Source organism: Reella acinonychis, from assembly GCF_052828705.1.
This window is the reverse complement of record NZ_CM128256.1, coordinates 977,286-992,345: the sequence shown is the minus strand read 5'-3', so window position 1 is coordinate 992,345 and position 15,060 is coordinate 977,286. Positions and strand designations below refer to the sequence as shown.

At 39.1% G+C, this 15,060-nt stretch carries 11 protein-coding genes and 1 tRNA gene; 4 read left to right on the top strand and 8 right to left on the bottom strand.

Annotated features, from left to right (window positions below; translation table 11 throughout):
* Nucleotides 1-42 precede the first annotated feature (42 nt).
* From rlmKL to mltA, 4 genes are all read right to left on the bottom strand, one after another.
* Nucleotides 43-2,196 carry a bifunctional 23S rRNA (guanine(2069)-N(7))-methyltransferase RlmK/23S rRNA (guanine(2445)-N(2))-methyltransferase RlmL gene (rlmKL, locus tag ACUXZ4_RS05025; protein WP_464973937.1) on the bottom strand — a complete coding sequence of 718 codons (2,154 nt, stop codon included), beginning with the start codon at nucleotides 2,194-2,196 and terminating at the stop codon, nucleotides 43-45.
* Nucleotides 2,197-2,346: 150 nt separating this feature from the next.
* A complete protein-coding gene (znuA, locus tag ACUXZ4_RS05020; RefSeq protein WP_464973936.1) occupies nucleotides 2,347-3,345 on the bottom strand; it encodes a zinc ABC transporter substrate-binding protein ZnuA in 999 nt (332 codons plus the stop codon).
* A 90-nt stretch (nucleotides 3,346-3,435) separates the two neighbouring features.
* On the bottom strand, nucleotides 3,436-4,197 hold the full coding sequence (tcdA, locus tag ACUXZ4_RS05015; RefSeq protein WP_464973935.1) for a tRNA cyclic N6-threonylcarbamoyladenosine(37) synthase TcdA: 762 nt from the start codon (nucleotides 4,195-4,197) through the stop codon (nucleotides 3,436-3,438).
* A 44-nt stretch (nucleotides 4,198-4,241) separates the two neighbouring features.
* Nucleotides 4,242-5,354, bottom strand: coding sequence for a murein transglycosylase A (mltA, locus tag ACUXZ4_RS05010; protein WP_464973934.1), 1,113 nt, complete (start codon nucleotides 5,352-5,354; stop codon nucleotides 4,242-4,244).
* Nucleotides 5,355-5,523: 169 nt separating this feature from the next.
* Between mltA and ACUXZ4_RS05005 the strand changes: the two genes are divergently transcribed.
* Nucleotides 5,524-5,600, top strand: a tRNA-Met gene (locus ACUXZ4_RS05005).
* A gap of 43 nt (nucleotides 5,601-5,643) precedes the next feature.
* Here ACUXZ4_RS05005 and ACUXZ4_RS05000 read toward each other — a convergent pair.
* Complete coding sequence (locus ACUXZ4_RS05000) at nucleotides 5,644-6,846, bottom strand: aspartate aminotransferase family protein (RefSeq protein WP_464973933.1); 1,203 nt, start codon at nucleotides 6,844-6,846, stop codon at nucleotides 5,644-5,646.
* Nucleotides 6,847-7,114: 268 nt separating this feature from the next.
* Here ACUXZ4_RS05000 and ACUXZ4_RS04995 point away from each other — a divergent pair, with 268 nt between their 5' ends.
* Nucleotides 7,115-8,005 (top strand): pirin family protein, encoded by an 891-nt coding sequence (locus ACUXZ4_RS04995; protein WP_464973932.1) that lies wholly within the window; start codon nucleotides 7,115-7,117, stop codon nucleotides 8,003-8,005.
* A 42-nt stretch (nucleotides 8,006-8,047) separates the two neighbouring features.
* Here the strand turns inward: ACUXZ4_RS04995 and tldD are convergent, their stop codons facing one another.
* Entirely contained in the window at nucleotides 8,048-9,496 is a 1,449-nt protein-coding gene (gene tldD / locus ACUXZ4_RS04990) for a metalloprotease TldD (protein ID WP_464973931.1), read from the bottom strand.
* 99 nt (nucleotides 9,497-9,595) lie between these two features.
* Nucleotides 9,596-11,071 (bottom strand): ribonuclease G, encoded by a 1,476-nt coding sequence (gene rng / locus ACUXZ4_RS04985; RefSeq protein ID WP_464973930.1) that lies wholly within the window; start codon nucleotides 11,069-11,071, stop codon nucleotides 9,596-9,598.
* 149 nt (nucleotides 11,072-11,220) lie between these two features.
* Here rng and putP point away from each other — a divergent pair, with 149 nt between their 5' ends.
* Complete coding sequence (gene putP / locus ACUXZ4_RS04980) at nucleotides 11,221-12,729, top strand: sodium/proline symporter PutP (RefSeq protein ID WP_464973929.1); 1,509 nt, start codon at nucleotides 11,221-11,223, stop codon at nucleotides 12,727-12,729.
* A gap of 45 nt (nucleotides 12,730-12,774) precedes the next feature.
* Nucleotides 12,775-13,740 carry a tRNA 5-methoxyuridine(34)/uridine 5-oxyacetic acid(34) synthase CmoB gene (gene cmoB, locus ACUXZ4_RS04975; RefSeq protein WP_464973928.1) on the top strand — a complete coding sequence of 322 codons (966 nt, stop codon included), beginning with the start codon at nucleotides 12,775-12,777 and terminating at the stop codon, nucleotides 13,738-13,740.
* Between the two features lie 55 nt (nucleotides 13,741-13,795).
* Here cmoB and fabB read toward each other — a convergent pair whose 3' ends face one another.
* On the bottom strand, nucleotides 13,796-15,016 hold the full coding sequence (gene fabB, locus ACUXZ4_RS04970) for a beta-ketoacyl-ACP synthase I (protein ID WP_464973927.1): 1,221 nt from the start codon (nucleotides 15,014-15,016) through the stop codon (nucleotides 13,796-13,798).
* Between the last annotated feature and the right edge of the window lie 44 nt (nucleotides 15,017-15,060).

The following is a 15,060-nucleotide window of genomic DNA, read 5'->3' as shown; positions in this document are numbered from 1 at the left end:
AGTGCGGTGAATTCCACCGCACTTTTTTATTGCTCAGCAAACTCAAGATTGATGCGTTACAAGCCAACAGTTATGAATTTGTTTATTACGTTCAAAATCGAGTGGCAAGGTTTGCGCTGAAATTTCCACCGCATGCAATCCTAATTCAGCTAAACCATCAAAATTCATTTTAAATCCACGTTTATTGTTTGAAAAAACAATAGTGCCATTTGCACGTAAAATGCGTTTTAATTGCTTCATTAATTGAATATGATCGCGTTGTACATCCCAGCTGTCTTCCATTCGTTTAGAATTAGAAAACGTTGGCGGATCAACAAAAATCAAATCAAATTGACGATCACATTTGGCTAACCATTGCAAACAATCTGCTTGTATCAATTTATGTTGCTTGCCTTCAATATCATTTAACAATAAATTTTGTTCCGCCCAGTTTAAATAGGTGTTAGACATATCAACAGTCGTGGTTGATTTTGCGCCACCTAATGCAGCATGAACAGTTGCAGAACCCGTATAAGCAAATAAATTAAGGAAATCTTTTCCTTTTGCCATTTCGCCGACCATTTTACGCGTAATGCGGTGATCTAAAAATAATCCTGTATCCAAATAATCCGTTAAATTCACCCACAATTTCGCACCATATTCATTGACGTAGAAATAATCGCCTTTGTTGGCTAATTTTTCATATTGATTGGTGCCTTTTTGTTTTTGGCGCACTTTTAAAACAAGCTTATTCGTTTCAACACCCGTTACTTGTAATGTTGCTGTTACCGCGTCCAATAAACGTTGGCGCGTTTTATTCTCATCAATATTTTTCGGTGCTGCATACTCTTGCACCACGATGTGATCGCCATAACGATCCACCGCTAAATTATAATCAGGTAAATCAGCATCATATAAACGATAAGCGTCCAACCCTTGCTGCTTCGCCCATTTTTCAATTTTCTTGATATTTTTTTGTAAGCGGTTAGCAAAATCGGTTGCCACCATTAAAGTGCGGTCAAATTCTACCGTATTTTGCACCGCACCTTGCGCTGAAGTTTGCTGAGCAGAGCGAGACGAGATGTGATAATTCTTCTGCACACAATCAAGCGGACCATTTTTCGCTTTAAATTGACGATGGGAACGTAATCGCAAACAATCCAATAACGCTGGCTCGCCACTAAAAATAGACACATTCCAATCGGAAAATTCCATTTTTAATCGTTGACCTAACACTGAATACAATGCAATTAACGCTGGCGTTGTGCCTAATCGTTCACCATAAGGCGGGTTACAAATTAAAGTGCCTTGTTGTTCTGGACTAGGATTTTTTAATGCCGCCACATCCTGTTGCTGCCATTGAATTAAATGTGCCACTCCAGCATTCTTGGCATTTTGTTTGGCTTTTTGCAACACTCGATGATCTAAATCAAAACCAAAGAAATTTTTTTGAATTTGTTGATTCGTTTGCTGTTCTGCTAGTTCTATTGCTTCCTGTTTGACTTTATCCCAAGCTGCTTGATTATGCCCTTGCCATAAATCAAATCCCCAATGCATACGATATAACTGCGGTGCAATTTTCGCTTGCATTTGTGCTGCTTCAATTAACAAGGTCCCAGAACCACACATAGGATCAACTAATACCGTACCTTGTTGCCATCCTGAACGCAAGACAATTGCCGCTGCTAAAGTTTCTCTTAAGGGTGCTGCACCAGTATCTTCGCGATAACCACGCATATGTAATGCATCACCGCTTAAATCCAGGGAAATCACCAGTTGTTCACGATTTAAATAAGCATGAATACGAATATCAGGATTATCCTTATCAACATTTGGGCGCGCTTTACCATTGCGTTCAAAATAATCCACAATCCCGTCTTTCACACGCATCGCACCAAATTGGGTATGACGAATATCTGCATTTGTTCCATTAAAATCCACCATAAAGTGAACGCGCTCATCAAAATGCGCTAACCATTGATAGCTAACCACTGCAGAATACAAATCTAAATCGCTATAAATTTTGGTATTAATTAAGGGCAACAAAATGCGAGAGGCTAAACGCGACCACAGTAAGGTGCGATATAAGGTTTCATCGTCTGCATAAAAATGCACACCACCTTGACTAATTTGACAATCTTTAGCACCAAGATCTATTAGTTCGACTTTTAATAATTCTTCAAAACCACGAGCAGTTGTGGCAAAAAGTTGTTTCATTGAGTAGATTCTCTATGATAAGGAAAATTTGCGCGATTATAGCATAGATTACGCTGTTCTTGTTGCATAAACGCTGTTTGCAATAATTCCTTGGTATAGATAAAGAAAAAGGGACATAGTAACCATGTCCCTTGTTCGCAAAGATGAATATTATTTCAAACAATCTTTGTAGCTATCTGCTGTAAATTGTAAGAAATTGGTATAAGCATTTTTACCTAATGAAATACTGTCACCCATTGGGTCTAAACGACCAACTTTAACGCCAGTTCCTTTGCTTAAGGTATCAATCACTTTTGGTGTAAATTGCGGTTCAGCAAATAAACAAGCCACTTTATGTTCTTCAATTTCTTCTTTGATTTTTGCTAAAGTTTTCGCACCCGGAGCCACTAATGGATTAATAGTAAATGCGCCAGCCTGTTTTAAATCATAGGCATCATTGAAATAACCATAAGCATCATGGAACACGTAGAAACCTTTACCTTTTACTGCTTCAAGTTCAGCTTTAATTTTGCTGCTTTTTTCAGCTAAAGTGCGGTTAAAATCCGCGTAGTTTTGTTCAATTTTCGCTTTTTGCTCTGGGTAGATTTCCACTAATTTATTTGCTAGTTGTTTAGCAACTAATTGGCTAATTTCAGGTGAATACCAAACATGCCAGTTTACCGTTAAACCATTTTCATCTACTTCATGATGATGGCCATGATGGTGGTGCCCATGATGTTCATGTTTGTGGTCATCATGCTCGTGTTTGTGCTCATGATGTTCATGGTCATCATGTTCGTGATCATCTTCATCATCGTGATGATGGTGTTCTGACTTAGATAATAACTCAGTTACGCCTTCAATCTCAGCAATGGTAACACGTTTATTTGGCGCGACTTTTTCAACACTTTTACTTAAGAAACCATCTACATCTTTGCCAATCCATAATAATAAATCTGCTGATTGAATTTTTTCCACATCAGAAAGTTTTAAATGATAATCATGTGGTGAAGCGCCTGCTGGCACGATGATTTTAGTATCAGTAACACCATCAGCGATGGAAGAAGCAATAAAACCTAATGGTTTAACAGAAGTCACAATGCTCGCTTGTGCAGTTGCAGATAAGGTAAATAATGCTACTGCTGCAGCAACTTTGTTCAATTTAGACATAATATTTTCCTTATAGATAAAATAAAGTGCGGTTAGCTTACTCCGATCCTTTATAAAAAGCCATCTTTTTTTTTGATAAAAAATAAGAGCCTAGCGCAATAATTTATCTATCACTCTGGAAACCGCAAAGAAGCCAAATGTCGCAGTAATCATAGTTGCAGCACCAAAACCATTACTGCAGTTCATAGTGGCAGAGATTTCACAATTCTCACTCATCTGAGGAAAAATCAACGGTTGTGTTGAGAATACGCAGTCAATACCAAATTTACGCTTAGGATTTTGGCTAAAATGATATTCTTTGCGTAAAATTGACCGCACTTTTGCAGCTAGCGGATCTTGAATTGTTTTACTTAAATCAGCAATCTGAATCTGAGTAGGATCGGTTTGCCCACCCGCACCACCAATAGTGATTATTTTGATTTTATTCCGTTTACAATAAGCAATTAAAGCCGCTTTTGTTTTCACCGAATCAATGGCGTCAATCACATAATCATATTGCTGATTGAGATAACTCGTTAAATTTTCACTAGAAAGGAAGTCATCAATAATCTGTACTTCACATTCAGGATTAATCAGATTAACACGCTCTTTCATCGCTTCGGTTTTTAATTTGCCAATATTGCCACTCAGCGCATGAATTTGACGGTTAATATTGGTGACACAAATATCATCCATATCAATCATGGTAATCTTGCCAATACCAGAACGGGCGAGCGCTTCCACCACCCAAGAACCCACGCCACCAATACCTATGACGCAAATATGCGATTGGCGTAATTTCATTAAACCTTGTGGCGTATATAAACGTCCAATGCCGCCGAAGCGTTGTTCATAATTATCTATTCGTTGCATAATCGTTATAAAAAATGAGCACGAGAAAACTCGTGCTTATTCTGTTATCTTAAAATCCAAACGCGGCCATAATGTTTGGATAAACCTGAAATATGTCCTGCTTGGTCACCAATTCCACGATATAAGTCAAAATGGTGTCCTTTTACTGCGCCGCCTACATCTAAAGCAACCATTAAATGTAGTTTATGCTCTCCTGTCCAATTACCTGCATTATCCATTTGCGGAACTTCTACTAATAATACAGACCCCATTGGCACTAAATTACGATCTGAAGCAACAGAGGCCATGGTTACTAAAGGCACACCAGCCGCCCCTTTCACTTTACCTGTTGGATCATTTTTAAAGAAAACATAGGATTGGTTGCGTTCTAATAAAGATTGTAAGCGTGATGGATTGCGTTCTCCCCAGTCACGAATGGCTTGAATGGACATTTTCTCTTTCGGAATTTCTCCATCTTCAACCAACAAACGACCTACCGCTGTGTAAGGGAAACCATTTTGTCCTGCATAAGCAAAATAATTTAAATTGCCATCACCAAAATCCACATATCCACTGCCCTGAACACCTAATAAGAAATTCTCTAACATGGAATCTGTATAAGCTAACTCAAGCCCTTTTCCTTCCAAAGCGCCGGCATAAATTTGTGAGCGTGTAAAACGCTTATGTTTTGGCATAGCATAAATTGGATTCACATATTGCCCTTGTGGAGAACGGCGTGCATGAATCACAGGTGAATAATAACCTGTCATTAACACATTTTGGTAGCCATCTTCCCCTGACATAATTTGCGGTCGAATACCAAATTGAGCAAGCTCATTCACATTGGCACCTGAAATAACCCATTGCTGAATTTTACTGTAATTCTGAGCAAAATTTGCGGTAATACGACTTGAATAGTTGCGTACATTAGAAAGCTGAGTTAGAAAATCGCCTTGATTTATCACCGCACTATTATTTTCCACACGAGCAACTGAAGTAAAAGGCGCACTACTATAAGTGCGTCCTTGATATTTCGCACCAAATTGTTGTAAATCGCCATTCCCAACATTCGTCTTTCTTGTTTTCTGTGATGGAGACGAAGAACAAGCGGCTAATAAAACCGCACTTAACATCGTTACACCGATTCTCAATGCCGTTTTTTTATTAAAAAATTTCATAAAATGCCCAAATTGATAAACTTAAAAATGAATTGGCTATCCTATCAAACTTTCGCCCTGTCCCCTACTATTTTTTAAGCTTTTCGTTTATTTTTAAGGCAAACAAAAAGCCTCAACATAATTTTTTGTTGCATTAAATTTTTAAACGAGTATATTACGCCAAATCAGACGCGGGGTGGAGCAGCTTGGTAGCTCGTCGGGCTCATAACCCGAAGGCCGTCGGTTCAAATCCGGCCCCCGCAACCAGAATTTAAAAAAGGCGTTAATCAATGATTAACGCCTTTTGTTTTTATACGAACGCCTGTAAAGTAGCGGATAATTTTTCCATTCCTTCCCTAATCTCTTGCTGAGAAATATTTAATGCGGGAGCAAAACGCAATACATTTGGTCCTGCGACTAAAATCATTAAACCATTCTCCGCAGCTACTTTAACAAACTCCGCCGATTTACCACGATATTTTTCCACCAATTCCGCGCCAATCAATAAACCTTCGCCACGAATTTCATTAAATAGTGCAAATTTTTCATTTAATTTGACTAATTCGGCTTTGAAGAAAGCAGAAGTGCGGTCAATTTCTGATAAGAATTTTGGATCCGCAATGATATCAATAACTTTCTCAGCAACAGCGCAAGCCAAAGGATTTCCCCCAAAAGTCGTGCCATGCACACCAGGGGCAAAACTTTTGGCAATTTCTGTTGTTGTCAGCATGGCACTGATTGGAAAGCCATTTCCTAATGCTTTGGCAGTCGTTAAAATATCTGGCACCACACCATATTTTTGATAAGCATATAATGCACCAGTACGCCCAACGCCCGTTTGTACCTCATCAAAAATCAGCAATGCTTGATGTTGATCGCAAAGTTCTCTTAACCCTTGTAAGAAGTCTTTTGTCGCAGGGATAATGCCACTTTCGCCTTGAATTGGTTCAACGATAATCGCACAAGTATGGTCGCTAATGACTGATTTCACACCGTCTAAATCGTTAAACTCTACATGAATAATATCCGCAGGTTTTGGTCCAAATCCGTCTGAATATTTAGGTTGACCAGCAACACTCACAGTAAAAAAGGTGCGACCATGGAAACTTTGTTTAAAGGAAATAATCGTGGATTTTTGATAACCATAATGATCCACTGCGTAACGACGAGCTAATTTCAACGCCGCCTCATTCGCTTCAGCACCTGAATTAGCGAACATAACACGCTCAGCAAAAGTATGCTCAACCAACTTTGATGCCAATGCCAATGTAGGTTCGCTAGTAAACCAGTTGCTTGAATGCCATAATTTTTCGCCTTGTGTTTTTAATACCGACACAATCTCATCAGGGCAATGTCCTAATGAATTCACCGCAATACCACTGGTAAAATCAATATATTCTTTATTATCTTGATCCCACACTCTGCTTCCTTTGCCTTTTACTGGGATAAAATGAGCAGGGTTATAATTTTGGATCATCACTTGCTCAAAGTGTTGGCGAGTATAGCTTGCCATATTGCGTTCCTTATGAATTTATTGATTAATCATTCAATGATTATGCATAAGAATTCATTTTAAGTAAATAAAAAACCAAAACTTGCTAAAAATCCACCGCGCTTTTCGTTCTTCATCTATTACATTGCACAAATAAGCTCATAAAATTATCAACCCAGAATAGAAAATCATTCAACATGAACGGGATTTATCAATGAATAGAAAAAAGTATAATGAGACCATAACAAAATAAAGCAGTTATGTTTCACAATTAACAAAGGATTTAAAAATGAAAAAAGTAGCAAATATTCATAATGCGCCACCGAAACATTGGGTCGGTAATGGTTTCCATGTTCAATCTATGTTCAGTTATGGAGATAAAGATAAAAATCTTGATCCATTTCTACTAATGGATTACAACCCACCACGCTATTTTGATGGTGGACGAAAATCTGATTTTCGTGGTGTTGGTGAACATCCACATCGTGGATTTGAAACCGTTACTATTGCTTATCAAGGCGAAGTAGCACATGCTGACTCTTACGGTGGCGGCGGTATTATCGGCACTGGAGATGTACAATGGATGACCGCTGGTTCTGGTTTAATGCATGAAGAATTCCATTCGGAAAATTTCTCTCAACAAGGGGGGATGTTCGAGATGGTACAACTTTGGGTGAACTTGCCTAAAGCCCACAAAATGACAACGCCAAAATATCAGGCTATTAAATCAGAAAATATTCCAGTGCTTGAATTAGCTGATTCCGCAGGAACCGCCCGTATTATCACAGGTGAATTAGAAGGCGCTATCGGTCCAGCAAGTACTTTCAGCCCAATTAATATGTGGGATGTTCGTATGAATGCAGGTAAAAGCCATACTTTCGCAGTACCTGAAAGCCATAACCTAATTGTGTTGGTATTGGAAGGTACAGTGCAATTTAATGGTAATGAAATTGCTCATCGTGGTGAATTAGTTACCTTTGAAAAAGGCGGTGCAGATGTGCAAATAGAAAGCAACAATGAATCTAAATTATTGATTTTAACTGGAGAACCATTAAATGAACCTGTGGTAGGTTATGGGCCATTTGTGATGAATAGTAAAGAGGAAATCTTACAAGCTATCAAAGATGTGCAAATGGGCACTTTCGGCAAAATCGAACATAGTAATGCTCATCAAAGCTAAACCAAACAAAAGCCCAGCTAAATGCTGGGCTTTCCTCTCAATTTAATTAGTACCACCGACGGTAATTTTCTCGATTTTACAAGCGGGTTGTCCCACACCAACAGGCACACTTTGACCATCTTTACCACAAACACCAATGCCATGATCAATTTCCATGTTGTCTGCCACCATAGAAATTTGTTGCATAACTTCAATGCCATGTCCAATCATGGTTGCGCCTTTGATTGGTTTGGTAATTTTGCCTTTTTCAATTAAATAGGCTTCTGACATAGAGAAGGTGAATTTACCCGATGTAATATCCACTTGCCCACCACCAAAGTGCGGTGCAAAAATGCCTTGTTCGACAGAAGCAATTAGATCCTCAAATTTACTCTGCCCTGCCAACATATAAGTATTTGTCATTCGAGGCATTGGTAAATGCGCATAGGATTCGCGGCGACCATTTCCCGTTGGTGCAACGCCCATTAAACGCGCATTCATTTTATCTTGCATATAACCTTGCAAAATGCCTTCTTTAATCAAGACATTATATTGACCAGGCACGCCTTCATCATCAACAGTCAATGAACCTCGACGGTTAGGTAAGGTACCGTCATCCACAATTGTACAAAGTGGCGATGTGACTAATTCGCCAATTTTCCCCGTAAATAAAGAACTTTCTTTACGATTAAAATCACCTTCTAAACCATGACCGACAGCTTCGTGTAATAACACGCCCGGCCAACCGGCACCTAACACCACTGGCATTAAACCTGCAGGTGCTGCAACGGCTTCTAAATTCACTAAGGCTTGACGTACGGCTTCTTTAGCAAAATAAATCGCGCGTTGCTCGCCCATATAGGGTTCAAAGAACCAATCTAATCCGACTCTCGCGCCAACACCTGCACTGCCTCGCTCACGTTTACCCTCTTTTTCCACCATAACAGAAATAGATAAACGAATTAAAGGGCGAATATCTGCCGCTAATGTACCATCTGTTGCAGCAACCAACATTTCTTCATAAAGTGCGGTCAAATTTGCGGTTACTTTGGTGACATAAGGGCTTTCAGCTCGTGCAGTACGATCCACTAAATGCAATAACTCAATTTTTTGTTCTTTTGTTAACGTATTTAATGGATTAATCGCCCCATAACGCTGAATGGCATTCACTTCATTAAAAGTGAGTGGTTTAATGATATTGCCTTGGCTTGCTGCTGCAATACCTTTTACTGCATTAGCACATTGTTGCAAATTAGCTAAATTAATTTGATCCGAATAAGCAAACCCTGTTTTCTCACCACTGATCGCACGTACGCCCACGCCTCGATCAATATGAAAACCGCCTTCTTTGATAATGCCATCTTCTAGTACCCAGTTTTCATCTTGGCTTAATTGAAAGTATAAATCCGCATAATCAATTTGACGGTGCGACATTAAGTCAAAAATATTGGGCAAATCATTTAATGAAAGATTGCTTTGTGTCAGTAAACTTGCCTGAACCTGATTTAACATATAATTCTCATTGTATTCATAAAAAAGTGCGGTGGATTTTAGCACAGTTTTAAAACTTTGTTAAAATCCACCGCAGTTTAAATGGCTAAATGTATAAGGCTACATCACAACCACATCGAATTGGTCCTGATTATAAAATGCTTCAGGACGAACCTGTACTTTTTTACCAATAAAGACCTCAATTTCTGCTAGCAAACCATGGCTTTCTTCCTTGATCAAATAATCAGCAACCGCTGGCGAAGCATAAACCGTAAATTGTTCACTGGAAAATAAATGATGAACCCGAATAATTTCACGCATAATTTCATAGCAGACCGTTTCAACGGTTTTTAAATAGCCACTTCCTTTACAAGCAGGGCATTCGCCACAAAGCACATGCTCCAAACTCTCGCGCGTACGCTTGCGCGTCATTTCCACTAAACCTAATTGAGTGAACCCATTAACATTGGTTTTCACTGGATCTTTCGCTAGCGCTTCTTCTAAAGATTGCAATACACGTTGTCGATGTTCTTCAGATTGCATATCAATAAAATCAATAATAATAATACCGCCCAAATTCCGCAATTGAAGCTGTTGTGCGATGGCTCGAGTGGCTTCAATATTGGTATTGAAAATAGTTTCTTCCAAATTACGACTGCCGACAAATGCGCCAGTATTAATATCAATGGTGGTCATGGCTTCTGTCTGTTCAATAATAAGATAGCCACCAGATTTTAGATTGACCCGCTTATCTAAAGCCGTATTAATGGCAGCTTCTACACCGTACACATCAAATAAAGGCTGATTACCCGAATACACTTCTAATTTATCCGTTAATTCAGGGATAAATTCTTCCGTAAATTCTTTTACTTGAGCAAAACAAAGCTTGGAGTCAATATGAATTCTCTCAATGCCCTGACCTATAAAGTCGCGTAAAATACGTTGTGTTAACGCAAGTTCGCCATAAATCATTGAACGCGTAGGATATTTTCCTTTACGTTCCATTACTTTACGCCATACACGTTTTAGAAAATCGGCATCTTGTTTTAATTCTTCTTCAGAAACGCCTTCTGATGCGGTACGAATAATATAGCCACCTAATTCATCACAATAAGGCTCTACCAAGTTTTTCAAACGAATACGTTCTTCTTCACTTTCAATACGTTGTGAAACACCCACATGACTATTTTCAGGCATAAATACGAGATAACGTGAAGGCAAAGTAATATCTGTTGTTAAACGTGCACCTTTAGTACCAAGGGGATCTTTCACTACCTGTACAACAATATCCTGACCTTCATGAACTAATTGACCAATATCTTTGACAATAAATTTCTTTTTCTCGTTTTCATCCACACATTCTGTGTGCGACACAATATCCGAAGCGTGCAAAAAAGCGGCTTTTTCTAACCCAATATCCACAAATGCAGACTGCATACCAGGTAAAACGCGAGTAACGCGTCCTTTATAAATATTCCCCACAATGCCTCGTTTCGCTTGACGCTCAATATGAACTTCTTTGAGCACGCCCATGCTAATTAAGGCAATCCGCGTTTCGTTAGGAGTAACATTGACTAACAATTCGACAGAATTCATTAAAACACCCAAATTTTTAGTTAAATTCAATTTATGCATAGGATAACTAAAAGCAAAATAGAAAAACAAGCACAAATAATGTAAAATGTGCGTTTCCTCAAATTTCTTATATTTTTTATTTGTTACTGTGTAGTATTTGGAGAATAAACATGTTTGGATGGGATCCAACTTTAGTCACATTTACCATTTATATTGTCGGCATGTTAGCCATTGGCTTACTTGCCTATCGCTATACTAATAACTTATCGGATTATATTTTAGGCGGTCGCCGTTTAGGTAGCTTTGTTACCGCAATGTCTGCTGGAGCTTCAGATATGTCTGGTTGGTTATTAATGGGCTTACCTGGGGCCGTTTATGCAGCAGGTTTAGTTGAAGGCTGGATTGCAATTGGCTTAACCATTGGCGCTTATTTAAACTGGCTGTTTGTTGCTGGTCGCTTACGCGTTCATACAGAATTTAACCATAATGCCCTAACTCTACCGGAATATTTCCACCACCGTTTTGGTACGCGATTTTTAAAAATTATCGCTGCAACCATTATTTTAGTCTTCTTTACTATTTACTGTGCGGCAGGCGTTGTTGCTGGAGCTAAATTATTCCAGAATCTCTTTTCTGTGCCATATTCCACCGCACTTTGGTATGGTGCTTTAGCCACAATTGCTTACACCTTTATTGGTGGTTTCCTTGCTGTAAGCTGGACAGACACCATTCAAGCAACATTAATGATTTTCGCCCTTATCCTCACACCCGTTTGTGTCGTGTATTCATTAGGTGGCATGGATAATCTCTCTGTGGTGTTAGCACAAGCGGAACAAACATTAAACAAAGATTTCACTGATTTATTCACAGGGCAAAGCCTACTTGGCTTATTAAGTTTATCCGCTTGGGGTTTAGGCTATTTTGGTCAACCACATATTTTGGCACGCTTTATGTCAGCAGATTCAGTAAAATCTTTAAATAAAGCGCGTAGAATCAGCATGACATGGATGGTGCTATGCTTAGTGGGTGCTATTGGTATCGGCTTCTTTGGCATCGCTTACTTCCATGCAAATCCTCAAGTAGCTGGTGTTGTTAATCAAGAAAATGAACAAGTCTTTATTGAACTAGCAAAATTATTATTCAACCCTTGGATTGCGGGCATTTTACTTTCAGCTATTTTGGCAGCGGTAATGAGTACATTAAGTGCTCAATTACTCATTTCCTCTAGCGCAATTACAGAAGATTTTTACAAAGGCTTTATTCGTCCAAAAGCAAGTGAGCGAGAACTCGTTTGGTTAGGTCGTGCAATGGTATTAATTATCGCAGCTATCGCTATCTGGATTGCTCAAGATGAAAAAAGTGAAGTGTTAAAAATCGTTCGCTTTGCTTGGGCTGGTTTTGGTAGTGCATTTGGTCCTGTGGTGTTACTCTCATTGTTCTGGAAGCGAATGACTGCTGCTGGCGCAATGGCAGGGATGTTTACTGGCGCAATTATTGTATTCCAATGGAAAAATTGGGTACCAGAAGGCAGTACTTGGTATTCTGTATATGAAATGATCCCCGCATTCAGTTTAGCCACTCTTGCAGTTATCATCGTTTCATTGTTATCAAAACAACCTGATGACAGCATTATGGAAACCTTTGATAAAGCAAACGAAGCTTACAAAAATGCTCATTAATCACTTAACGGGAGCCATTGGCTCCCCTTTTATTCAACACACAATATGATTGATTTTCGTCCTTTTTACCAACAAATAGCCACTTCGCCATTATCTTCTTGGCTAGAAACTTTGCCTTTGCAACTCAAACAATGGGAAAAACAAACCCATGGTGATTATGCAAAATGGGCAAAAATCGTTGATTTTCTACCGCAGTTATCCGCCGACCAAATTGACTTAAAAAGTGCGGTGAAATCGGAGCAAGTTTTACCTTTATCTGATGGTGAAAAGCAACGCTTAGTTTATCATCTTAAACAACTCATGCCTTGGCGAAAAGGCCCTTATCATTTGTTCGGTGTGCATATTGATACTGAATGGCGTTCCGATTTTAAATGGGATCGAGTCCTCCCACACTTATCACCTCTTAAAGATCGCCTGATTTTAGATGTAGGCTGCGGCAGTGGATATCATATGTGGCGCATGGTGGGCGAAGGTGCCAAAATGGTGGTTGGCATTGATCCAACAGAATTATTCCTTTGTCAATTTGAAGCCGTGCGCAAATTACTGAATAACGATCGCCGCGCGAACTTAATTCCTCTTGGCATTGAGGAAATGCAGCCTTTAGGTGTCTTTGACACCGTTTTTTCCATGGGTGTGCTTTATCATCGCAAATCGCCATTAGATCATTTAACTCAACTCAAAAATCAACTTCGTAAAGGCGGAGAATTAGTGTTAGAAACGCTGGTGATTGATGGCGATATAAATACTGTTTTAGTGCCAATAGATCGCTACGCTAAAATGAAAAATGTTTACTTCATTCCTTCTGTGCCTTGCTTAATTAATTGGCTTGAAAAGTCAGGTTTCCAAAATGTACGTTGCGTTGATGAAGCTATTACGACTTTGGAAGAACAACGTAAAACCGATTGGTTAGAAAATGAAAGCTTGGTGGATTTTTTAGATCCACAAGATCATAGTAAAACCATTGAAGGTTATCCAGCTCCCAAAAGAGCGGTTATTATTGCCAATAAATAGACAACAAAAAATCCTCCAATTTGGAGGATTTTTTATCGCCTTAACTAAATAAAGGTTATTTGCTATAACGTTTGAAAATAAGGGTTGCGTTAGTACCGCCGAAACCAAAGCTATTTGACATTACCGTTTGTAAACCTGCATTTTCTACGGTTTGTGTCACAATATTTAAATCTTGAGCTTGTTCATCAAGAGTTTCGATATTGATACTTGGTGCAATAAAGTCGTTATCTAACATTAATAATGTGTAAATCGCTTCATGTGCACCCGCAGCACCTAATGAGTGACCTGTCATTGATTTAGTTGAAGAAATGGCTGGTTTTTGTTCGCCAAATACATTACGAATTGCACCTAATTCTTTCACATCACCAACTGGTGTTGAAGTACCATGTACGTTAATGTAATCAATTGGACTATCTACTGTTGCTAGCGCTTGCTTCATACAACGTTCCGCACCTTCACCACTTGGTGCTACCATATCATAACCGTCTGAAGTTGCACCATACCCAACAATTTCCGCGTAGATTTTAGCACCACGTGCAAGTGCATGTTCTAATTCTTCAACCACTACCACTGCACCGCCACCAGCGATAACGAAACCATCACGATTTGCATCATAAGCACGTGAAGCTTTTGTTGGTGTATCATTATATTTAGAAGACACTGCACCCATTGCATCAAATTCAGTCGCACATTCCCAAGATAGTTCTTCTGCACCACCGGCAAAAACCACATCTTGTTTGCCTAATTGGATTAATTCTAACGCGTGACCAATACAGTGAGCTGAAGTTGCACAAGCAGAGCTAATAGAATAGTTCACACCACGAATTTTATAAGGTGTTGCCAAACAAGCTGACACACTTGATGCCATGGTTTTAGTTACTGCGTAAGGACCAACACCTTTTACGCCACGTGGACCTCTTACGGCATCACATGCTACTAATTGGCTGTGAGCAGAACCAGTACCCGCACCAATAACTAAACCAGTGCGATCATTAGATACTTGATCTTCCGCTAAACCAGAATCTTCAATCGCTTCTTTCATAGCTAAATAGGCATAGGCTGCCGCATCGCCCATAAAACGATACACTTTACGATCGATAAGTTCTGCTGGATTTAATTTAATCGTACCGGCAATTTGGCTACGCATACCCATTTCCGCAAACTCAGGCACAAACTCAATACCTGATTTTCCTGCTTTTAATGAAGCAAGTACTTCTTCTTTATTGTTACCGATACTCGAAATAACGCCAAATCCAGTGATTACCGCTCTTTTCATATTCTTTTTTCCTTACTCAATGAGAATGCTATTTTTGTTGGCTA